Source organism: Pseudomonas putida, from assembly GCF_050990305.1.
In the GTDB taxonomy this organism is placed as follows: Bacteria; Pseudomonadota; Gammaproteobacteria; order Pseudomonadales; family Pseudomonadaceae; genus Aquipseudomonas; species Aquipseudomonas putida_AH.
In genome coordinates, this window is record NZ_CP158817.1 from 3,805,672 (window position 1) to 3,826,222 (window position 20,551).

Below are 20,551 nucleotides of genomic sequence, written 5' to 3' on the forward strand. Positions count from 1 at the left end.
GCCTGCCAATCACCTCAGGGTAGAGGGTTGCAACGGATGTGGCGAGCTCTGTGCCCTGAAGCAGGTCAGTCAATGCACTGATTTGTGGCCACTGATCGCTTTCTGTAGGAGCAAGGCTTGCCCGCGATGGCAATCATACGGACGCCATCGCGGGCAAGCCTTGCTCCTACAGGGCTGTGTCAAACGGAACCCTCAGCCTCGACCAATTGCAGCCACAACGCCGGTCCACCCGCCGATTTGCTGATGACTTCCAGGCGCGCCGCGTGTTGGGCCAGATCATCTTCGCTGGCGCGGATGATGCGCGTCGGTTTACGGTCGGCAGGCAGGCGACGGATTTCGGTGGCCGAGTTGTCGGCACCTTCGCCGGTACCGTTGCCATCGGACGCATTGCCCGCCAGGGACAGGCTGGTCTGGCCGCCGGTCATGGTCAGGTAAACGTCGGCGAGAATCTCGGAGTCGAGCAAGGCGCCGTGCAGTTCACGGCCGGAGTTGTCGACGCCATAGCGTTTGCACAGCGCGTCGAGGCTGTTGCGCTGCCCCGGGTGACGTTCCCGGGCCATCATCAGGGTATCGAGGACCGTGCAGTGTTGCGTGATGTCCGCACGATCGTGCTGGCCCATCAGGGCGAATTCGTTGTTGATGAAGCCAACGTCGAACGCCGCGTTATGGATAATCAGCTGCGCGCCCTTGATGAACTCGAAAAACTCTTCGGCCACCTCGGCAAAGCGTGGCTTGCCCACCAGGAACTCGTTGGTGATGCCGTGGACGCCGATAGCGCCTTCGTCACTCTCGCGGTCCGGTTGCAGGTAAACGTGAAAATGCCGGCCCGTCAGGCGCCGACCGATCAACTCGACACAACCGATTTCAATAATCCGGTGGCCGTCGGTCACCGGCATGCCGGTGGTTTCGGTATCGAGTACAACAGATCTGGTGGCCATCAGTGCTCAGCTCTCAACGGGTCATTCGTACAAAAGGCGGGATCTTAACACGGCCCCTGCAGGAGCTGCCGAGTGCAACGAGGCTGCGATCTTTTGGCTTTATAAACGAAGATCAAAAGATCGCAGCCTGCGGCAGCTCCTACAGTCCGCGTATCTCATCCACGCCACGGTTGGCCAGTTGGTCGGCCCGCTCGTTGCCGTGGTGGCCAATGTGCCCGCGCACCCATTTCCAGGTGACGTTGTGACGGTTGACCTGTTCGTCGAGCATTTTCCACAGGTCGGCGTTTTTCACCGGCTCTTTCGCAGCGGTCTTCCAACCGCGCTTTTTCCAATTGGCCATCCACTCGTTGATGCCTTTCATGACGTACTGCGAGTCGGTCACCAGCAGCACGTCGCACGGGCGCTTGAGCTCTTCCAAACCTCGGATCGCGCCCATCAGCTCCATGCGATTGTTGGTGGTGTTGGCTTCGCCCCCCCAGAGCTCCTTTTCGACGCCCTTGCACACCAGCAACGCGCCCCAGCCGCCAGGGCCAGGATTGCCTTTGCAGGCGCCATCGGTGAACAGTTCTACGCTATCGCTCATGCCAATCTATCCAGAAAATGCGGTGGCTCGCCGATCCGTGATCGACAACGCCCGAGACCGGGAATCATCCCGGCCGGAAATATTAAAGTGAGTATTACGGTTCGATGCGGCGGCGGTTGACCTTGGCCATCGGCAGAGGGATCAGCTTGCCCATCGGTTCGCGACGCTCTTGGCGCACCGGCCGCAAGCCCACCACGATCTTGCGCGCGACCAGCAAATAGAAGCCGCCTCCGGACAATTGCCAGTCACCGGCCTTGCGTTCCCAACCGGCCAGACGAGTCTGCCAGGCGGGCGAAGCCAGCGGCGGACGATAGCACCCGTAGCGGCGTTTCTCCAGCGCGAAGCCCAGCAGGTTCAACCAGTCGGCCACCCGCGAAGGAGAAATGCAACGGGCCTTGCGCAAGGCATCATGGGCAAACACATGACGCAGGCCCCAACTGCTCCAGGGATTGATCCCGATAATCAACAGGTGCCCGCCGGGCCGCACACTGCTCGCGGCCTCTCGCAGCAAACCGTGGGGCGACAGGCAGAAGTCCAGGCCATGCTGCAACACCACTACATCGGCGGCATGCTCACTCAATGGCCAGGCTTGTTCCTCACAGACAATTTCCACACCGGGAAGCGGCGCGCCCAGGCGCACGTTGCGCTGGACTTGCGGTGCCGACGGCGGTGTCTGGGCCGAAGGACCGTAATGCACCAGATAGCCGCCAAAAAAGCGACCCAGCTCTTCTTCGAGCATGCGCCGTTCTTCATCCAGCAAAAACTGTCCGATCGGACCGGACAGCCACTCACGGGCCGCGCTGATCAACGCCAGCCAGTCAGGATCGGCCTGAGCGAACGCTTTATCGGTCATTGCATTCTCCAACGCACCAGGAAGTTCTAAGATGCGCCATTGTTTTCCGCTTGGCGAATCCGACGATGATACAGATCAGTGCCCTGCCCGCCTTTACCGACAACTACATCTGGTTGTTACAAGATCCCGACACCCGGCGATGCGCGGTGGTCGACCCGGGCGATGCCGCGCCGGTACAGTCCTGGCTCCTGGCAAATCCGGGGTGGGTGCTGAGCGATATTCTGATCACTCACCACCATCATGACCATGTCGGCGGCGTCGAACAGCTCAAGAAAGCGACGGACGCGAAGGTCTACGGACCCGCCAGCGAAAACATTCCCGGGCGGGACATCGCGCTCAAGGATAACGATCGCATCACGGTACTGGGCCATGACTTCGAGATCATCGCGGTGCCCGGCCATACCCTGGGCCATATTGCCTATTATCACCCCGACCTGTTGTTTTGTGGCGACACCCTGTTCGCCGCCGGTTGCGGGCGCCTGTTCGAAGGCACGCCCCAACAAATGCACGCCTCGCTGTCACGCCTCGCAGCGCTGCCCGACAACACCCGGGTGTATTGCACCCACGAGTACACCCTGAGCAACCTGCGCTTCGCCGCGGCCGTCGAACCGGATAATGCGGACACCCGTGAACGCCTGGCCACCGTCACCCGACAACGGGAAGCCGGGGTCATTACACTGCCGTCCACGATCGCCATGGAAAAGAGAACGAATCCGTTTTTGCGCACCGCCGAAACATCCGTTAAAGAAAAAGCGGACGAACGGAGCGGCACCGATAACTCTGCGTCCGATATGGTTTTTGCGACGCTGCGGGCCTGGAAAGATAAGTTCTAAACCGCTTGCACGATGGTACGAAAACCATGAATGGTTGACCGCCAGGGGTGCGCTTTCTAGAATCGCCCGACATTTTTGCCCGGAACACACTTCCAGCCAATGTCGTCATCTATTCGCAAAGCCATCAATTCGGACGCCCTGACCCGCCTGGCGCAAGCCATAGCGGTGGCTGTGTCCGCGACATTGGCGGGCTGTTCCAGCCATGCGCCGCAGACCGATGCGGCGCACACTCCGAATATTGCCGCGCGCGCCAAGCAGAAGCCCGTCTGGCTCAGCGAAAAGCCGAGCCCTCAGATTCCGCAGGATGTCTGGGAGCGCATGCGCCAGGGCTTCCAGCTGCAGGACGGCCTGGGCGTCAACCCGCGCATCGAGCAACAGCGCCTGTGGTTCGCCAGCAATCCGTCCTTCCTCGAAAACGCCGGCGAGCGCGGCAGTCTTTACATTCATTACATTGTCGAGCGCCTTGAAGAACGCAACATGCCGCTGGAACTGGCACTGTTGCCGGTGATTGAAAGCGCCTACAACCCGATGGCCTATTCCCGGGCCGATGCGGTTGGCTTGTGGCAATTCATCCCGTCCACCGGGCGTTACTTCAACCTGCGCCAGACCCGTTTCTATGATGGCCGTCGCGATATCACTGCCTCGACCACCGCGGCGATGGACTACCTGACGCGCCTGCACGACATGTTCAACGGCGACTGGCTGTTGGCACTCGCCGCTTACAACGCCGGCGAAGGCACCGTCAGCCGTGCCATCGAGCGTAACGAAAAGCTTGGCCTGCCAACCGATTACTGGAACCTGCCGCTGCCTGCCGAGACCCAGGCCTATGTGCCCAAGTTGCTGGCACTGTCCCAAGTCGTGATGGCGCCGGAAGCGTACGGCGTGAACCTCAACCCGATCGCCAACGAACCGTATTTCCAGGTCGTCGAAATCAACCAGCGCATGGACCTGTCCAAGGTCGCCGCAGTGGCCAACATCGACGAAGACGAACTGTTCCAGCTCAATCCGGCCTTCAAGCAGCGCACCACCATCGACGGTCCCCAGCATTTGCTGGTGCCGACATCCAAGGCGCAGTTGCTGACCACCAGCCTGCAGACCATGCGTCCTGAAGAGCTGATCAGCAAGAAGCCACTCAAGCCGGTCTTCGACGGTGCCGACGGCACCCAGGTGGCCAGCGTCAAGCGCAACTACCGGGTCAAGCGCGGCGACAACCTGGGCTCCATCGCCAGGGCCAACAACGTCGACGTCAAGGACCTTCAGCGCTGGAACAAGCTGAGCGGCAAGAACCTTAAACCCGGCCAGACCCTGGTCATGCAAGACACCAGCAAGCGCAGCTCCGGGCGCATCAACACCGTGGTCGCGGCCAACGCCAAGACCGGGAGCGATTCAAAAAAGCCACAGGCCAAATACAAGGTCCAGCAAGGTGACTCGCTGTACATCGTGGCCAAGCGCTTCAACGTTGAAATGCAGCACCTCAAGCGCTGGAACCCGCGTGTCGGCCAGGCACTGAAGCCTGGGCAGATGCTGACGGTTTCAAACCCGCACTAAAAAATCGATGTGATGCCGAAAAGATCGCAGCCTTCGGCAGCTCCTACAAATACGACGTACATCCGATCTATATCGGTTCGGCGTAGGAGCTGTCGCAGGCTGCGATCTTTTTCATTATGCTGACGGTCAATGAGCCCCTGATTTTTCAGGGGCTTTTTTGTATTGATTTGCAAACACATGTAGGAGCGAGGCTTGCCCGCGATGGCGGCCTCGAGATCGCCATCGCGGGCAAGCCTTGCTCCTACGAGAAGGCGTTTCAGCCCGCGTCTTTTTCCAGTCCAGACAAGCTGTTACTGTACAGGCCACAAAGCCCAAGCCGCCTGGATCGGATTCCCTACTTGAAGCGTGCCCTCCTCTCGCTCCTGATCAGCCTGGCCTTGAGCTCCACCGCAAGCGCGACGATCAGCGAAAGCCATGGTTATGCGCAGTTCGGCACGCTCAAATACCCGGCCAGATTTACCCACTTCGACTGGGTCAACCCGCAAGCGCCCAAGGGCGGGACGTTGCGGGTGATGGCGTTTGGCACCTTCGATACGCTCAACCCCTACACCTTCAAGGGCACCAGCCCGGTTACCACGCCGAACTTCCTGCAATACGGCATCAACGAGCTCAACGAGCCGCTGATGGTCGGCACCGGTCAATACGCGCCCTCCGGTGACGAGCCAACCTCCAGTTATGGTTTGATCGCCCAATCGGTGGAGTACAGCGAGGACCGCAGCTGGGTGGTATTCAACCTGCGCCCCGAAGCACGCTTCCACGATGGCACTCCGATCACCGCCTATGACGTAGCGTTCTCCTACCGCTTGCTGCTCAAGGAAGGCCATCCGCAGTACCGCACAAACCTGCAGGAAGTGTCGCGGGTCGACATCCTCAATCCGCAGCGAATTCGTTTTGTGTTCAAGCGTGCCGGTAACCCGCTGCTGATCCTGCGCCTGGGCGAGTTACCAGTGCTGCCACAGCATTACTGGAAAGGCCGTGACTTCAAGGCAACCACTTTCGAGCCACCGCTGGGCAGCGGACCGTACCGCATCACGTCGGTGACGCCGGGGCGGCAGATCGTGTTCGAGCGGGTCAAGGACTACTGGGGTAAAGATCTGCCGGTCAATCGCGGCAAGTACAATTTCGACCGCATGGAAGTCGAGTTCTACCGCGACAGTGATGTGGCGTTCGAAGCGTTCAAGGCCGGCGAGTTCGACATCTACATCGAGCACCAGGCGAAGAATTGGGACACTGGCTACCGCTTTCCGGCGATCCGTCGCGGCGAGGTAATCAAGGCACAGATCCCGCACCAGATCCCAACGCAAAGCCAGGGCCTGTTCATGAACAGCCGCCGCCCGACTTTCGCCGAGCCCAAGGTGCGTGAAGCACTCGGTATGATGTTTGACTTCGAGTGGACCAACCGCACCCTGTTCAGTAGTGCCTACAAACGCGCCATGAGCTATTACCCCAACAGCGAATTCTCCGCCACCGGTTTGCCGGTGGGGCATGAATGGCTGCTGCTCAAGCCTTATCGCGATCAGTTACCCGCCAGGTTGTTCACCGAGCCCTTCAGCCTGCCCAAAACCCAGGGCCGCGGCATCCCGAGGGAAACCCTGCGTCAGGCGCTGACCCTGCTCGCCGAGGCGGGCTGGAAACTCAACGGACAGCGCCTGCAGAATGCCGCCGGGCAGCCGTTGCGCCTGGAGATCCTGCTGGTCAATCCGAACCTGGAGCGCATCCTTCAGCCCTACGTCGAAAACCTCGCCAGCATCGGCATCGACGCCCGGTTGCGCACGGTTGATCGCGCGCAATACAAGCAGCGCCTCGACCAGTTCGATTTCGACATGATCCTGATGACCCTCAACCAGACCCTCAGCCCTGGCCTGGAACAGTGGCAGTACTTCCACTCCAGCCAGGCCGGCGTCAAGGGCAGCAAGAATTACGCGGGAATCGCCAACCCGGTGGTCGACCACTTGCTCGACGAACTGCTCGCGGCCAAGACCCGCGACGATCAAGTCGCCGCCGGCAAGGCTCTGGACCGGGTGCTGCTGTGGCAGCACTACATCATTCCCAACTGGTACCTCAATTATCACCGCCTGGCGTACCGCAACCGGTTCGCCTTCGTCACCACGCCGCCCTACACTCTGGGCCTGAGCGCGTGGTGGCTGAAATCTTCGGAGAAAGATCGATGAAACCCATCAGCGCCCTGCTCCTGCAGGCCGGCGCCCTGTTGTTCGCAGGGTGGGCCTGCGCCGCCCCGCAACACGCCGTGACCCTGTACAACGAGCCACCGAAGTACCCCGCCGACTTCAAACACTTTGAATACGTCAACCCGGACGCACCCAAGGGCGGCATCTTTCGCCAAGCCGGCTTCGGTGGTTTCGACAGTCTCAACCCGTTCATCAGCAAGGGCGTCTCGGCCAACGATATAGACCTGATCTACGACACCCTGACCAGGCAAAGCCTGGACGAGCCCTTCACTGAATATGGCCTGATCGCCGGCAAGATCGAAAAAGCCCCGAACAATGACTGGGTGCGCTTCTATCTGCGCCCTGAAGCCCGCTTCAATGACGGCCATCCGGTGCGGGCCGAAGACGTGGTGTTCAGCTTCCAGACCCTGATCAAGGACGGCGCACCGATGTACCGTGGCTACTACAGCGACGTCGCCGACGTGGTCGCCGAAGATCCGCTGACGGTGCTGTTCAAGTTCAAGCACAGCAACAACCGTGAGCTGCCGCTGATCCTCGGCCAATTGCCGGTGCTGCCCAAACACTGGTGGGTAAACCGCGATTTCAACAAAGGCAACCTCGAAGCACCACTGGGCAGCGGACCGTATAAGGTCAGCGAAGTGAAGGCCGGGCGCTCGGTGCGCTATGAGCGGGTCAAGGACTATTGGGGCAAGGACCTGCCGGTCAACCGTGGTTTCTACAACTTCGATGTCATGCTGACCGATTACTACCGCGACAACACCGTGGCACTGGAAGGCCTCAAGGCCGGGCAGTTCGATTATTGGCTGGAGATGACCGCCAAAAACTGGGCCAACGCCTACAACATCCCGGCCGTCACCGAAGGCCGCCTGATCAAGGAACAGATCCCCAACGGCAACCCCACCGGCATGCAAGGCTTCGTGTTCAACCTGCGTCGCCCGGTGTTCCAGGATGTTCGCGTACGCCAGGCCCTGTCCCTGCTGCTGGACTTCGAATGGACCAACAAGCAATTGTTCAACGGTGCCTACGCGCGCACCCGCAGCTACTTCGAGAATTCGGAAATGGCCGCCACCGGCCTGCCGGATGCCGACCAGTTGGCGATTCTCGAGCCATTCCGAGGCAAGATTCCTGAGTCAGTGTTCAGCGAAGCGTTCCAGAACCCGGTCACCGACGGCAGCGGCATGATCCGCAGCCAGCAGCGCCAGGCCTACCATCTGCTGCAAGAGGCCGGTTGGCGTATCGTCGATGACAAGATGGTCGATGCCAATGGCAAGCCGGTGGTGATCGAGTTCCTGCTGGCCCAGACCGAGTTCGAACGGGTCTTGCTGCCGTTCAAGCGCAACCTCAGTGACTTGGGCATCGACCTGGTGATCCGTCGGGTCGACGTCTCGCAATACGTCAACCGCGTGCGCTCGCGGGACTTCGACATGATCGTCGGCAGCTTCCCGCAGTCCAACTCGCCGGGCAACGAACAGCGCGAGTTCTGGATGACCGCAGCCGCCGACAAGCCCGGCAGCCGCAACTCCATGGGCCTCAAGGACCCGGTGGTGGATGAACTGGTCGAGCAACTGATCAATGCCGACTCGCGCAAAAGCCTGGTGGCCCACGCCCGTGCACTGGACCGCGTGCTGCAATGGGGTTATTACGTGATCCCCAACTGGCACATCAAAACCTGGCGCGTGGCTTACTGGAACCACATCGGCCACCCGAAGGTCTCCCCCAAATATGACATCGGCACGGCCACCTGGTGGGTCAAGCCCGATGCAAAGCCGGCCATAGAGATCGAAACCAAACTGCAAGCCGACCCCGCGGGCACGGAGTAATCAGATGCTGGCGTACATTTTTCGGCGACTGTTGCTGATCATCCCGACCTTGTTCGGCATATTGCTGATCAATTTCGTGATCATCCAGGCGGCGCCCGGCGGCCCCGTGGAGCAGATGATCGCCAAGCTCGAAGGCTTCGAAGGCGCCACCAGCCGTATCGCCGGTGGCGGCGCGGAAGTCTCGGTGGCCGGTTCCGCCTATCGCGGCGCCCAGGGGCTGGACCCTGCGCTGATCAAGGAAATCGAACACATGTACGGCTTCGACAAGTCGGCGCCGGAACGCTTGTGGATAATGGTCAAGAACTACGCCACCCTGGATTTCGGCGACAGTTTTTTCCGCGACGCCAAGGTCATCGACCTGATCAAGGAAAAGATGCCGGTGTCGATCTCACTCGGGCTGTGGAGCACCCTGATCATGTACCTGGTGTCGATCCCCTTGGGGATCGCCAAGGCCACGCGACACGGCAGCCACTTCGATGTCTGGACCAGTTCGGCGATCATCGTCGGCTACGCGATTCCGGCGTTCCTGTTCGCCATCCTGCTGATCGTGGTGTTTGCCGGGGGCAGCTATCTGGACTGGTTTCCGTTGCGCGGTCTGACGTCGAACAACTTCGATGAGCTGAGCCTGGGCGGCAAGATCCTCGACTACTTCTGGCATCTGGCGCTGCCGGTCACCGCGCTGGTGATCGGCAACTTCGCGACCATGACCCTGCTGACCAAAAACAGCTTCCTCGATGAAATCAATAAACAGTACGTGATCACCGCCAAGGCCAAGGGCCTGACCCGGCACCGCGTGCTGTACGGCCACGTGTTCCGCAACGCCATGCTGCTGGTGATCGCCGGTTTCCCGTCGGCGTTCATCGGGATCTTTTTCACCGGCTCGTTGCTGGTGGAAGTCATCTTCTCCCTCGACGGCCTGGGCCTGATGAGTTTCGAAGCCGCGATCAACCGCGATTACCCGGTGGTCTTCGGCACGCTGTTCATCTTCACCCTGCTGGGGCTGGTGGTGAAGCTGATCGGCGACCTCACCTACACCTTCGTCGATCCGCGTATCGACTTCGAAAGCCGGGAGCATTGAGATGAACCTGTCCCCTCTCAATCGCCGCCGTTTCGAACTGTTCAAGGCCAACAAGCGTGGCTGGTGGTCGCTGTGGCTGTTTTTGATTCTGTTCGGCGCCAGCCTGGGCGCCGAGTTGATCGCCAACGACAAACCGCTGGTGGTGCACTACGACAACGGTTGGTATTTCCCGGCGCTCAAGCGTTACCCGGAAACCACCTTCGGCGGCGAATTCCCGCTGGAAGCCAACTACAAGAGCCCGTATATCCGTGAACTGCTCAAGGCCAAGGATGCCTGGGTGCTGTGGGCGCCGATTCCATTCAGCTACCAGAGCATCAACTACGACCTGAAAGTGCCAGCACCCGCGCCGCCGTCGGCGGACAACCTGCTGGGCACCGACGACCAGGGCCGCGACGTGCTGGCCCGGGTGATCTACGGCTTTCGCATTTCGGTACTGTTCGCCCTGACCCTGACATTGTTCAGCTCGATCATCGGCGTGATCGCAGGCGCCTTGCAGGGCTTCTACGGCGGCTGGGTCGACCTGGCCGGGCAACGCTTCCTGGAGATCTGGTCGGGCTTACCGGTGTTGTATTTGCTGATCATTCTCGCCAGTTTCGTACAGCCGAATTTCTGGTGGCTGCTGGGGATCATGCTGCTGTTTTCCTGGATGAGCCTGGTGGACGTGGTTCGCGCCGAGTTCCTGCGTGGGCGCAACCTGGAATACGTGCGTGCGGCCCGCGCCCTGGGCATGCAGAATGGTGCGATCATGTTCCGCCATATCCTGCCCAATGCCATGGTCTCGACCATGACGTTCATGCCCTTCATCCTGACCGGCGCCATCGGCACCCTGACCGCCCTGGATTTCCTCGGTTTCGGCCTGCCGGCGGGCAGCCCATCGCTGGGTGAACTGGTGGCGCAGGGTAAATCCAACCTGCAGGCACCGTGGCTGGGCATCAGTGCGTTTGCGGTGCTGGCGTTGATGTTGAGCCTGCTGGTGTTCATCGGCGAGTCCGCTCGCGATGCCTTCGACCCGAGGAAGTGAAATGAATCAGGACAATCTGATCGAAGTGCGCAACCTCGCCGTCGAATTCGTCGTCGGCGCGAACAGCCAGCGAGTGGTCGAAAACGTCAGCTTCGACATCAAGCGGGGCGAAACCCTGGCACTGGTGGGGGAAAGCGGTTCAGGCAAATCGGTGACCGCGCACTCGATCCTGCGCCTGCTGCCCTACCCGATCGCTCGCCACCCTTCAGGCACCATCGAGTATTCCGGGCGGAACCTGCTGGACCTCAGAGAGAAAACCATCCGCCATATCCGCGGCAACCGGATCGCGATGATCTTCCAGGAGCCGATGACCTCGCTCAATCCGTTGCACTCGATCGAAAAACAGATCAATGAAGTGCTGGGCATCCACATGGGTCTCACCGGGAAAATCGCCACCAAACGGACCCTGGAGCTGCTGGAAATGGTGGGCATTCCCGAGCCGGAGAAGCGCCTCAAGGCCCTGCCCCACGAATTGTCCGGCGGTCAGCGTCAGCGGGTGATGATCGCCATGGCCCTGGCCAACGAGCCGGAACTGTTGATCGCAGACGAGCCAACGACCGCACTGGACGTGACCGTTCAGCTGAAAATCCTCGAATTGCTCAAGCAATTGCAGGCGCGACTGGGCATGGCACTGCTACTGATCAGCCACGATTTGAACCTGGTGCGAAGAATTGCGCATCGCGTATGTGTCATGCAGCGCGGTTGCATCGTCGAACAGGCATCGTGTGAAGAATTGTTTCGCGCGCCGCAGCATCCGTACACGCGGACCCTGCTGGCAGCGGAGCCTGGCGGGAAGCCTGCCACCAACGTGATTGGCCCGCCCTTGCTGACGGTCGAGGACCTGAAAGTCTGGTTTCCGATCAAGAAAGGCCTGCTCAAACGCACGGTGGATCACGTCAAGGCGGTGGATGGCATCAATTTCAGCCTGCCTCAGGGCCAGACCTTGGGCATCGTCGGTGAAAGCGGTTCCGGCAAATCGACCCTGGGGCTTGCGATCTTGCGGTTGATCGCCAGCCAAGGCGCCATCCGTTTTGAAGGCAAGCAGCTAGACTGCCTGTCGCAACAACAGGTCCGGCCGCTGCGGCGGGAGATGCAAGTGGTGTTTCAAGACCCGTTCGGCAGCCTGAGCCCACGGATGTGCGTCAGCCAGATCGTTGGCGAAGGCTTGCGGATCCACAAGATCGGCACCGAGGCGGAACAGGAACAAGCGATTATTGCGGTACTCAAGGAGGTAGGACTGGACCCGGATACCCGGCACCGCTATCCCCACGAATTTTCCGGAGGGCAACGGCAGAGAATCGCCATTGCCCGGGCATTAGTGCTAAAACCGGCGTTGATTTTGCTGGACGAGCCGACTTCGGCCCTCGACCGCACCGTACAACGCCAAGTGGTGGAGCTTTTGCGTTCACTGCAAACAAAGTACAACCTGACGTATTTGTTTATCAGCCATGACCTGGCTGTCGTCAAAGCGCTGAGCCACCAGCTGATGGTGGTCAAGCATGGCCAAGTGGTCGAACAGGGGGACGCGCAAAGCATTTTTGCCGCTCCCAAACATCCGTATACACAGCAGTTGCTGGAAGCCGCTTTCCTGGCTCCGGAAACTGCGCAATAACCTGAAAGAGAGGAGCAACACATGGGTTTTCTCGCCGGTAAGCGCGTACTGATCGTCGGTGTCGCCAGCAAGCTGTCCATCGCATCCGGCATCGCTGCCGCCATGCATCGCGAGGGCGCTGAGCTTGCCTTCACTTATCAGAACGACAAACTCAAGGGTCGTGTCGAAGAATTCGCACAAGGCTGGGGTTCGAGCCCTGAGCTGTGCTTCCCGTGCGACGTGGCCAGCGATGCAGAAATCGCCAAGGTCTTCGAAGAACTGAGCAAGAAGTGGGACGGCCTGGACTGCATCGTGCACTCCGTCGGCTTCGCTCCAGGCGACCAACTGGACGGCGACTTCACCGAAGCCACCACCCGTGAAGGCTTCCGCATCGCTCACGACATCAGCGCCTACAGCTTCGTGGCCCTGGCCAAGGCCGGTCGCGAAATGATGAAAGGCCGCAACGGCAGCCTGCTGACCCTGTCGTACCTGGGCGCCGAGCGCACCATGCCGAACTACAACGTAATGGGCATGGCCAAGGCTTCCCTGGAAGCGGGCGTACGTTACCTGGCCGGCTCCCTGGGCCCGGACGGTACTCGCGTCAACTGTGTTTCGGCTGGCCCGATCCGCACCCTGGCCGCTTCCGGCATCAAGAACTTCCGTAAGATGCTGGCCGCCAACGAAGCGCAAACCCCGCTGCGTCGCAACGTCACCATCGAAGAAGTCGGCAACGCCGGCGCCTTCCTGTGCTCGGACCTGGCGTCGGGCATCAGCGGCGAAATCATGTACGTGGACGGTGGCTTCAACACCACGGCCATGGGCAACATCGAAGAGTGATCTTCGGTTAGTCACTAAAAAACCCGCCGCTTCAGGCGGGTTTTTTTATGTCTTCGATTTAATGGCTAATACAAATCAATGTAGGAGCTGAGCTTGCTCGCGATGGCGGCGTATCAATCAACATTGATTTCGCCTGACACGCCGCCATCGCGAGCAAGCTCAGCTCCTACGGGGTTATTCGTTGTACAGGCATTTGGCAAACAACTGCTGAATCGGTTGCTGCCGCTGGCTGTAGCGCTGCAACAGCACAATCTCACGGTAAAAGGTCAACTCGCCCAGGCGAATCACCCTCACCTTCGCCCCATGCTCCAGCCACAACCCCGCCTCGGGCAGTAACGAAACTCCCAGCCCACATTCGACCATCTTGACGATGGCTTCCAGCTCATCCAGTTCCAGCGCGACACGCACATCGATCTGCTGCTCCCGCAGAAATCGCGTCACCAAGCGTCCGCCGAACGAATTACGGTCATAGCGCACAAGGGGATGTTCGGCGAGCATCTGAAGCGGATCGTCGCCTTCCAGGTCCATCGGTACGATCAGCACAAAGGGCTCGCGACGGATGACTTGCGCCGACAGTTCCTTGGGCAATTCGAACGGTGGCTTGATCAGGATGGCCAGGTCCACTTCGCCGGTATCCACCTGGCTCAATAAGTTCAGGGACACCCCCGGCACCAGTTTCGGCTCCAGTCGCGGCGCCTGCTGACGCAATCGCAACAGTGCCTGGGGCAATAATCCGGTCTGAACCGTGGCCACAGCGCCGATTTTCAACTCGCCACGGTATTCGCTGACGTCATCGCTGACCGCCATGCGGGCGAAAATTTCCAGCATTTCCCTGGCCATCGGCAGCGCACGTTGCCCCGCCGCATTGAGCAGCGCCTGGCGCCCGGTGCGATCGAACAAGCGAAGGCCGAGGGCCTGCTCCAGATTGCGCATCTGCGCGCTGACCGCCGACTGCGTCAGGCCGATGTGTATGCCCGCCGCGGCGAACGTGCCGTAGCGCGCCACGGCGATAAAGGTTTTCAGTTCGCGCAGCATGGCGGCCCTCAATTGATCGAAATAATTTGTGCTCGCCGCAAAAACTATCGTCATTCAATCGAAAAGCATAGGGCTAAACTGGTCAGCATCTCCCGAAAACCGAGGCACGCCTGATGCAACTCTCCCCTTTTCACCTGGCCATTCCAGTGTATGACCTAGCCGCCGCGCGGCACTTTTATGGCAGTGTGTTTGGACTGGAAGAAGGTCGCTCCAGTGATCACTGGGTCGATTTCAATTTTTTCGGCCACCAACTGGTGATTCACCTGGCACCGAAAAACGCTTCACAGGAAGCCGCCCACACCAATGCGGTCGATGGCCACGACGTACCGGTACCGCATTTCGGCGTGGTGTTGGGGATGGCGCAATGGGAAGCGCTGGCTGAGCGGTTGAAAGCACTCGAAACGCGCTTCGTGATCGAGCCGGGGATTCGTTTTCAGGGGCTGGTCGGGGAACAGGCGACGATGTTTCTGTTCGATCCGTGCGGCAATGCGCTGGAGCTCAAGGCGTTCAAGGACATTGGGCAGTTGTTTGCCAAATAGGCGGTGTCTGTGATGACGTCTTCGCGGGCAAGCCTCGCTCCTACAGGGGCCAAACCAAACTTGTAGGAGCGAGGCTTGCCCGCGAAGAGGCCCGACCAGACAACAAATCAGGCGCGGCCCAACACCTTCTCAGCCCCACCCAACAGCTCTTCAACCGACCCATGCACCTCAGGGTCAAACTCGATCTGCCCAATGCTGAAACGAATGTCATAGCCGCGCTGCGCCGTAGCATTGCGTTCATCGAGCATTTCCTCGAACCGCGCCTTGATCGCCTTGATATCCACGCCACAAGAGCCCGTGAGCAAGGCCACGAAGGTGGCGCCGTCCAGCCGACCGATCACATCGCTTTCGCGAAAACCGATTCGCAACACATCGGCGAAGGTTTTCAACGCGTTGTCGCCTTCGGAGCGTCCAAACAGATAATTGATGCGCTTGAAATCATCGAGATTGAAAAACAGCAGGGTTGCGGGCCGTTCCAGCTGCAGGCAGGCCTCCAGGCCCAATTCAGCCAAGGCGATGAAGCCGTGCCGGTTGGGCAGCAGCGTCAACTCATCCATGCTCGCCATCTGCACCCCGATCAGTTCTTGCTCGGCCTTACGGGCCAGATCGCGCAGCAGTTCGCGTTCCTGTTGCGGCGTCCCTGCACAGATACCTGTTTTGTGCGGTTTGCCTGAGATCAGCATCAGATACTCCCTTGGAGGGTATGTTCTTTAGAGTCCTCGATACCGGTTTGACTTCACGTTCATTGACCGGTGGTCAAGTCCCCTGCACTGGACAAGGCCCTCCAGCGTCGGCCCAGAGCTTGAACTGAGTGACAAAAACGTCGTGCGGCACCGGCACCGGCGCACGGTTGCCCCCCGGATTCCAGCCCCACAGCACCAGTTTGTCTTCGCTGACATGCTTGATCAGCGCCGCGAAATCACGGTCACCGTTGCGCGCGCGATCCTTGATCATGGCGCACAGCTGGTCAGGCGGCAGGCCGATCCAGGCCATCTTGTGCGCGGCCGGCGGCAGGCTCCAGTGGGGCGCTCCCGGTGGTGCCTTGGAGCCATAACTGGCCGGTGGATTGGCCTCGGCGTGGCAAGTGGCGCAAGGCAAGCCCGCCGCTCCTTTGCCATCCATGCCCCGCACGACATTCATCGCGTGGGGCGTTCCGGCATCGAACTGCAACGGCGAATCGCCGGGAATGTGGCAGTTCTGGCAGCGGGGGTTCTGGAAGACTTGCTGCACGGTGTCGAAGGCCTTCAGTGCCTCCTTGTCATCGGCGAACAGCTCCGTGGCGTAGATGAACAGGCACACCAGGATCACTGTACCGAGCACCCAATGATGTCGCTTCATCTCACACCCCCGACAACTGCAGCGGCAGTTCGCGCAGGCGTTGCCCGGTCAGGGCGTACACCGCGTTGGCCACTGCCGGCGCCGTGGGCGGCACGCCGGTCTCGCCGATCCCGCCCGGTTTCTCGCTACTTGGCAGGATGTGCACTTCCACCACCGGCATCTCATGCAGGCGCAGTACCTGGTAATCGTGGTAGTTGGACTGCACCACTTGCCCGTCCTTGATCGTCAGTTTGCTGTGCAAGGTGAAGCTCAGGCCGAAGGCGATGCACGACTGCATCTGCGCCTCGATGCTCTTGGGGTTGACCGCAATCCCGCAGTCCACCGCACACACCACCCGATGCACGCGGATCGCCAGGTTGTCCTGGGACACCTCGGCGACCTGGGCCACGTAGCTGCCAAACGACTCATGCACAGCGACGCCCAAGGCATGGCCATCCGGCAGCGGCGCCTTCCAGTTGGCCTTCTCCACCGCCAGGTTCAACACACCCAGATGCCGTGGGTGGTCCTTGAGCAAGGTTCGGCGGTATTCGACCGGGTCTTTGCCCGCCACCGCGGCCAGTTCATCGATCAGCGACTCCATCACGAAGGCCGTATGGGTATGCCCCACCGAACGCAGCCACAGCACACTGATACCAGTCTTCGGCGAATGCAGTTCCACCTGATGATCGGCCAGTCCTTCGAGGTAGGGACTGTCCACCACGCCTTCCACGGAAGTCTTGTCGATGCCGTTCTTGACCATGGCCGCTTCGAGCGAGGTACCGGCCATGATCGATTGCCCCACCAGCACATGCTTCCAGGCCATCGGCAGGCCATCAGGTCCAAGCCCAACCCGCGCCTGATGCAAAAATGCCGAACGGTAATAGCCGCCCCGGATGTCATCTTCCCGCGCCCACACGGTTTTCACCGGTGCGCCCGCGGCTTTGGCGACCTGGACCGCTTCAGCGACAAAGTCCGAGGTCGGGTTGGCCCGCCGACCGAAGCCGCCACCAAGGAACTCGGTGTGGATCTCGACTTGCTCGGGTTTGAGCCCGGTGATTTTGCCGGCGATCATCTGGTCCAGGGTCTGGAATTGTGTGCCGGTCCAGATTTCACATTTGTCCTGGGTGATTTTCACCGTGCAATTGAGCGGTTCCATCGGCGCATGGGCCAGGTAAGGCACGCTGTACTCGACATCGACGGTCTTGGTTGCCTTGGCCAAGGCGGCCTTGGCATCGCCGGCCTGACTGGCCGGGAGACCGGGTGTGGCGGCCAGCTTGCGAAAGCTCTCCAGCAATTTCTGACTGTCGAGCCCGGCATTCGGCCCCAAGTCCCACTCGACGTGCAACGCATCGCGCCCCAGCTTCGCCGCCCAGAAGTGATCGGCGATCACCGCCACGCCCGTCGGCACCTGCACCACTTTGTGCACTCCAGGTATCGCCAGCGCCTCGGCACCTTCAAAGGATTTGACGCTACCGCCGAACACCGGCGAACGGGCCACCATGGCCGTCAACAATCCATCGAACTGCACGTCCATGCCGAACTTGGCGCGCCCCGTGATTTTCTCCGGCGTGTCCATGCGCTGGGTGGGCTTACCGATGATGGCCCAGTCTTTGGCGTCCTTGAGCTTGATCAACGCCGGGTCCGGCACCGGTAGCTGGCCGGCGTCATCGGCCAGCTCGCCATAGGTGGCACGCTGGTCGCCGGCTATCACCACCCCGGATTCGGTGCTTATCGTCGAAGGCGCGACGTTAAAACGCTTGGCCGCAGCCTCGATCAACATCAACCGTGCCGCCGCACCGGCCTGGCGGTAGCGGTCGAACTCCATCCAGGTCGAGGTCGAACCACCGGTGATCTGCATGCCGCCGAAGCCTGCCAGGCCGTAATCCTTGGCAGACGCTGGGGCGTGTTCGATGCGGATTTTCGACCAGTCGGCATCCAGCTCTTCGGCAATCAACATGGTCAGGCCGGTCCAGATGCCCTGCCCCATTTCCGAATGACCGAGCAACACAGTGACGCTGTTGTCATTGCCGATACGCAGGAAGGCATTGGGTGCGAACAGGTTGCCCTGATTCTCGGCACCCAGGGCAAAGCGATGGGCGCCGGGAATGACAAACGCCACCACCAGCCCGCCGCCCAACACGGCACTGCCCTTGAGAAAACCTCGACGTGATAGCGGATTGAAGCTGTTCATGACCATCAACCCAATTGGGCGGCGCGTTTGACGGCGGCGCGGATTCTTGGGTAGGTGCCGCAGCGGCAGATGTTGCCGGACAGTGCCTGATCGATGTCGCTGTCGGTCGGCTGCGGGATTTTCGCCAACAAGGCCGCCGCCGACATGATCTGCCCGGACTGGCAATAACCGCACTGGACCACATCGAGTTCGGCCCAGGCTTTCTGCACAGGATGAGAACCGTCAACCGAAAGGCCTTCGATGGTGAGGATTTTCTGCCCATGGGCCACGGCGGTGGCGGGCGTGATGCAGGAACGTAGTGGCGCGCCATCGACGTGCACGGTGCAGGCACCGCATTGGGCCATGCCGCAGCCGAACTTGGTCCCGGTCAAGTGCGCGACATCACGCAGGACCCAGAGCAACGGCATGTCCGCGGGGACATCCAATTCCTGGTCCTTGCCATTGATATTGAGGGTCAGCATTGCGAAGGTCCGCCGTTCGTTGTAGGAGCAAAGCTTGCTCGCGATGGCGTCGGCACAAACAACATTGATGGCAACTGATCCACCGCTATCGCGAGCAAGCTTTGCTCCTACGGACAGCGACGTGCGCGCGCCTCGGGCTATTCCTACAGCTAAGCCCAATTTGCCCCGCAGGCCGAACTCTATCGACCACCGGTCACGTGGGCCGCAATACCGGTTTGATTACACGAACACCTGTAGGAGCTGCCGAAGGCTGCGATCTTTTGATCTTGCTTGTAAAAACAAAATCAAAAGATCGCAGCCTTCGGCAGCTCCTACAGGGATGTTTTATACCCGCGGTTTGAGCAGGTTGTCGGTATAGCGCAATAGAAACAGCCCGAACGCAGCACACCAGAGCAGCGCAGACACCCCCAGCCCCAGCCCGGAAAACGGCACCAGCAACACCCGCGACAACCCCGCCAACAGCACAAGGGCAAAGCCCAGGATGATGGCTTTAGAGGGCTGCAACGGACGCCCGGTATGACCGAGGCTGACCCGAGCGATCATCGCCAGGATCAATCCACCCGCACCGCCCACCGCCAGTGAATGGGTGGCCAGGCTCTGTTGCGACAGCCAACCTGCGTGCCACAACGCCATGGCGAACACCGCCACCACCAGCCAGACGTAAGACAGGTACAGCGACCACAGCAGCGGCACGCGCCACAGGCCCCGGTCGTGCCAGCGCCACAGGCGTATCAGGTGCAGCGCGCCCATCAGCACAAACAACGCCGCCAGCCACAGCGCAGGAACATCTTGCAGCCCGAGGGCAAATGTCAGCGCGGCAAACAAACCACTCGCCAACAGGATTCGGGTCGGCCATGGGCTGGCTGCCGGTTGTGCCGGGCGATTCAAGCCGCGCTGGATGAAGAATGGAATCACACGCCCGCCAATCACGCTCATCAGTGCGCCCACCAGCCACAGCGCGGCCAGCACGCCCCGCCGTTGCAGGCCCGCATCATCCATCGAGAGGCCCCACAACGTCATCGCCTGGCACCCAGCCAAGAGCATGACCATCAATAGAATCGGATAGTTGTCGCGCTTGCCCGCCGCCACCAGATCACGCCCCAGCACGATGGCCAGCAACGGCAGAAAAGGTATCTGCGAAATCAGCAAAAGTGTGGGTGGAATCGGCATCAACCAGGCCAATCGCGCCAGCAGCCAGACCAGCACCAGCCCGATCAACGGCCCGCCCTTGAGCCCCGGTCGACCGGTCCAGTTCGGCACGGCGGTCAGCAAGAATCCGGCGATGATGGCGGCGGCAAATCCGAACGGCATTTCGTGTCGATGCCAGGCCAGCATACCGCCCACCGGTTGCGTCCCCGGCAAACGGCCATACAACCACAGAGACCAGATCGCCACGGCCAGCGCAGCGAAGGTCGCCCCGGCCAAAAAGAACGGGCGAAATCCAAGACTGAAGACAGGTGCTGCGATCAATTTGCGCATCAGGCCAGCGTCCCTTTCAGTGGTCGGCTAAAGCGATGCCGAGGCAGCAAGCGGGTGACACCGCTGGACGGATGCAGAGCATTCTGAGGGTTGCCGAGGAAATGGAGCATCTTGCGTACGCCTGTTGCCGTTCAGTTGTACGTTGGGCACTCAAATCTTGTGCCAGCTATTTATCCAATAGAAATCAATCCATTGAGATCAACAATGTCAAAAAGACTCCAACCAAGCAGAGTCTTTA

18 protein-coding genes are annotated in these 20,551 nt (G+C 60.4%); 9 read left to right on the forward strand and 9 right to left on the reverse strand.

Features of this window, described 5'->3' with window-relative positions; translation table 11 throughout:
* Nucleotides 1-179 precede the first annotated feature (179 nt).
* The 3 genes from dnaQ to ABTV22_RS17125 all read right to left on the reverse strand — a co-directional run bounded on the left by dnaQ (nucleotide 180) and on the right by ABTV22_RS17125 (nucleotide 2,374).
* The gene (dnaQ, locus tag ABTV22_RS17115; protein WP_433735681.1) at nucleotides 180-938 is read right to left on the reverse strand and encodes a DNA polymerase III subunit epsilon; all 759 of its coding nucleotides are present in this window, start codon (nucleotides 936-938) and stop codon (nucleotides 180-182) included.
* Between the two features lie 139 nt (nucleotides 939-1,077).
* Entirely contained in the window at nucleotides 1,078-1,521 is a 444-nt protein-coding gene (rnhA, locus tag ABTV22_RS17120) for a ribonuclease HI (protein ID WP_433735682.1), read from the reverse strand.
* A gap of 94 nt (nucleotides 1,522-1,615) precedes the next feature.
* Entirely contained in the window at nucleotides 1,616-2,374 is a 759-nt protein-coding gene (locus ABTV22_RS17125) for a methyltransferase domain-containing protein (protein WP_433735683.1), read from the reverse strand.
* A gap of 65 nt (nucleotides 2,375-2,439) precedes the next feature.
* On the opposite strand from ABTV22_RS17125, the gene gloB reads away from it, so the two are divergent.
* The 8 genes from gloB to fabI all read left to right on the forward strand — a co-directional run bounded on the left by gloB (nucleotide 2,440) and on the right by fabI (nucleotide 13,291).
* Entirely contained in the window at nucleotides 2,440-3,207 is a 768-nt protein-coding gene (gene gloB / locus ABTV22_RS17130; RefSeq protein WP_433735684.1) for a hydroxyacylglutathione hydrolase, read from the forward strand.
* Between the two features lie 99 nt (nucleotides 3,208-3,306).
* Nucleotides 3,307-4,755: a LysM peptidoglycan-binding domain-containing protein gene (locus ABTV22_RS17135; protein WP_433735685.1), complete on the forward strand. Its 1,449-nt coding sequence runs from the start codon at nucleotides 3,307-3,309 to the stop codon at nucleotides 4,753-4,755.
* Nucleotides 4,756-5,117: 362 nt separating this feature from the next.
* Nucleotides 5,118-6,926: an extracellular solute-binding protein gene (locus ABTV22_RS17140; RefSeq protein WP_433741428.1), complete on the forward strand. Its 1,809-nt coding sequence runs from the start codon at nucleotides 5,118-5,120 to the stop codon at nucleotides 6,924-6,926.
* On the forward strand, nucleotides 6,923-8,764 hold the full coding sequence (locus tag ABTV22_RS17145) for an extracellular solute-binding protein (RefSeq protein ID WP_433735686.1): 1,842 nt from the start codon (nucleotides 6,923-6,925) through the stop codon (nucleotides 8,762-8,764). The genes ABTV22_RS17140 and ABTV22_RS17145 overlap by 4 nt, the downstream gene beginning before the upstream one ends.
* Before the next feature lie 4 nt (nucleotides 8,765-8,768).
* Nucleotides 8,769-9,842, forward strand: coding sequence for a microcin C ABC transporter permease YejB (locus ABTV22_RS17150; RefSeq protein WP_433735687.1), 1,074 nt, complete (start codon nucleotides 8,769-8,771; stop codon nucleotides 9,840-9,842).
* A 1-nt stretch (nucleotide 9,843) separates the two neighbouring features.
* A complete protein-coding gene (locus tag ABTV22_RS17155; RefSeq protein WP_433735689.1) occupies nucleotides 9,844-10,863 on the forward strand; it encodes an ABC transporter permease in 1,020 nt (339 codons plus the stop codon).
* 1 nt (nucleotide 10,864) lies between these two features.
* The gene (locus ABTV22_RS17160) at nucleotides 10,865-12,475 is read left to right on the forward strand and encodes an ABC transporter ATP-binding protein (protein WP_433735690.1); all 1,611 of its coding nucleotides are present in this window, start codon (nucleotides 10,865-10,867) and stop codon (nucleotides 12,473-12,475) included.
* A 21-nt stretch (nucleotides 12,476-12,496) separates the two neighbouring features.
* Complete coding sequence (gene fabI / locus ABTV22_RS17165) at nucleotides 12,497-13,291, forward strand: enoyl-ACP reductase FabI (protein WP_007937760.1); 795 nt, start codon at nucleotides 12,497-12,499, stop codon at nucleotides 13,289-13,291.
* 174 nt (nucleotides 13,292-13,465) lie between these two features.
* Here the strand turns inward: fabI and ABTV22_RS17170 are convergent, their stop codons facing one another.
* Nucleotides 13,466-14,326, reverse strand: coding sequence for a LysR family transcriptional regulator (locus ABTV22_RS17170; protein WP_433735691.1), 861 nt, complete (start codon nucleotides 14,324-14,326; stop codon nucleotides 13,466-13,468).
* A gap of 113 nt (nucleotides 14,327-14,439) precedes the next feature.
* Here ABTV22_RS17170 and ABTV22_RS17175 point away from each other — a divergent pair, with 113 nt between their 5' ends.
* Complete coding sequence (locus tag ABTV22_RS17175; RefSeq protein WP_433735692.1) at nucleotides 14,440-14,865, forward strand: VOC family protein; 426 nt, start codon at nucleotides 14,440-14,442, stop codon at nucleotides 14,863-14,865.
* 107 nt (nucleotides 14,866-14,972) lie between these two features.
* Here ABTV22_RS17175 and ABTV22_RS17180 read toward each other — a convergent pair whose 3' ends face one another.
* The 5 genes from ABTV22_RS17180 to ABTV22_RS17200 all read right to left on the reverse strand — a co-directional run bounded on the left by ABTV22_RS17180 (nucleotide 14,973) and on the right by ABTV22_RS17200 (nucleotide 20,313).
* Entirely contained in the window at nucleotides 14,973-15,548 is a 576-nt protein-coding gene (locus ABTV22_RS17180; protein WP_433735693.1) for a GGDEF domain-containing protein, read from the reverse strand.
* A gap of 73 nt (nucleotides 15,549-15,621) precedes the next feature.
* Nucleotides 15,622-16,203 (reverse strand): hypothetical protein, encoded by a 582-nt coding sequence (locus tag ABTV22_RS17185; protein ID WP_433735694.1) that lies wholly within the window; start codon nucleotides 16,201-16,203, stop codon nucleotides 15,622-15,624.
* 1 nt (nucleotide 16,204) lies between these two features.
* On the reverse strand, nucleotides 16,205-18,373 hold the full coding sequence (locus ABTV22_RS17190) for a molybdopterin cofactor-binding domain-containing protein (protein ID WP_433735695.1): 2,169 nt from the start codon (nucleotides 18,371-18,373) through the stop codon (nucleotides 16,205-16,207).
* 5 nt (nucleotides 18,374-18,378) lie between these two features.
* Entirely contained in the window at nucleotides 18,379-18,834 is a 456-nt protein-coding gene (locus ABTV22_RS17195; RefSeq protein ID WP_433735696.1) for a (2Fe-2S)-binding protein, read from the reverse strand.
* A 324-nt stretch (nucleotides 18,835-19,158) separates the two neighbouring features.
* Nucleotides 19,159-20,313 carry an NnrS family protein gene (locus ABTV22_RS17200; RefSeq protein WP_433735697.1) on the reverse strand — a complete coding sequence of 385 codons (1,155 nt, stop codon included), beginning with the start codon at nucleotides 20,311-20,313 and terminating at the stop codon, nucleotides 19,159-19,161.
* Nucleotides 20,314-20,551: the final 238 nt, after the last annotated feature.

Coding starts and splice junctions, on each gene's coding strand:
- dnaQ (WP_433735681.1), bottom strand. CDS start 938: ATGGCCACCAGATCTGTTGTACTCGATACCGAAACCACCGGCATGCCG.
- rnhA (WP_433735682.1), bottom strand. CDS start 1,521: ATGAGCGATAGCGTAGAACTGTTCACCGATGGCGCCTGCAAAGGCAAT.
- ABTV22_RS17125 (WP_433735683.1), bottom strand. CDS start 2,374: ATGACCGATAAAGCGTTCGCTCAGGCCGATCCTGACTGGCTGGCGTTG.
- gloB (WP_433735684.1), top strand. CDS start 2,440: ATGATACAGATCAGTGCCCTGCCCGCCTTTACCGACAACTACATCTGG.
- ABTV22_RS17135 (WP_433735685.1), top strand. CDS start 3,307: ATGTCGTCATCTATTCGCAAAGCCATCAATTCGGACGCCCTGACCCGC.
- ABTV22_RS17145 (WP_433735686.1), top strand. CDS start 6,923: ATGAAACCCATCAGCGCCCTGCTCCTGCAGGCCGGCGCCCTGTTGTTC.
- ABTV22_RS17150 (WP_433735687.1), top strand. CDS start 8,769: ATGCTGGCGTACATTTTTCGGCGACTGTTGCTGATCATCCCGACCTTG.
- ABTV22_RS17155 (WP_433735689.1), top strand. CDS start 9,844: ATGAACCTGTCCCCTCTCAATCGCCGCCGTTTCGAACTGTTCAAGGCC.
- ABTV22_RS17160 (WP_433735690.1), top strand. CDS start 10,865: ATGAATCAGGACAATCTGATCGAAGTGCGCAACCTCGCCGTCGAATTC.
- fabI (WP_007937760.1), top strand. CDS start 12,497: ATGGGTTTTCTCGCCGGTAAGCGCGTACTGATCGTCGGTGTCGCCAGC.
- ABTV22_RS17170 (WP_433735691.1), bottom strand. CDS start 14,326: ATGCTGCGCGAACTGAAAACCTTTATCGCCGTGGCGCGCTACGGCACG.
- ABTV22_RS17175 (WP_433735692.1), top strand. CDS start 14,440: ATGCAACTCTCCCCTTTTCACCTGGCCATTCCAGTGTATGACCTAGCC.
- ABTV22_RS17180 (WP_433735693.1), bottom strand. CDS start 15,548: ATGCTGATCTCAGGCAAACCGCACAAAACAGGTATCTGTGCAGGGACG.
- ABTV22_RS17185 (WP_433735694.1), bottom strand. CDS start 16,203: ATGAAGCGACATCATTGGGTGCTCGGTACAGTGATCCTGGTGTGCCTG.
- ABTV22_RS17190 (WP_433735695.1), bottom strand. CDS start 18,373: ATGAACAGCTTCAATCCGCTATCACGTCGAGGTTTTCTCAAGGGCAGT.
- ABTV22_RS17195 (WP_433735696.1), bottom strand. CDS start 18,834: ATGCTGACCCTCAATATCAATGGCAAGGACCAGGAATTGGATGTCCCC.
- ABTV22_RS17200 (WP_433735697.1), bottom strand. CDS start 20,313: ATGCGCAAATTGATCGCAGCACCTGTCTTCAGTCTTGGATTTCGCCCG.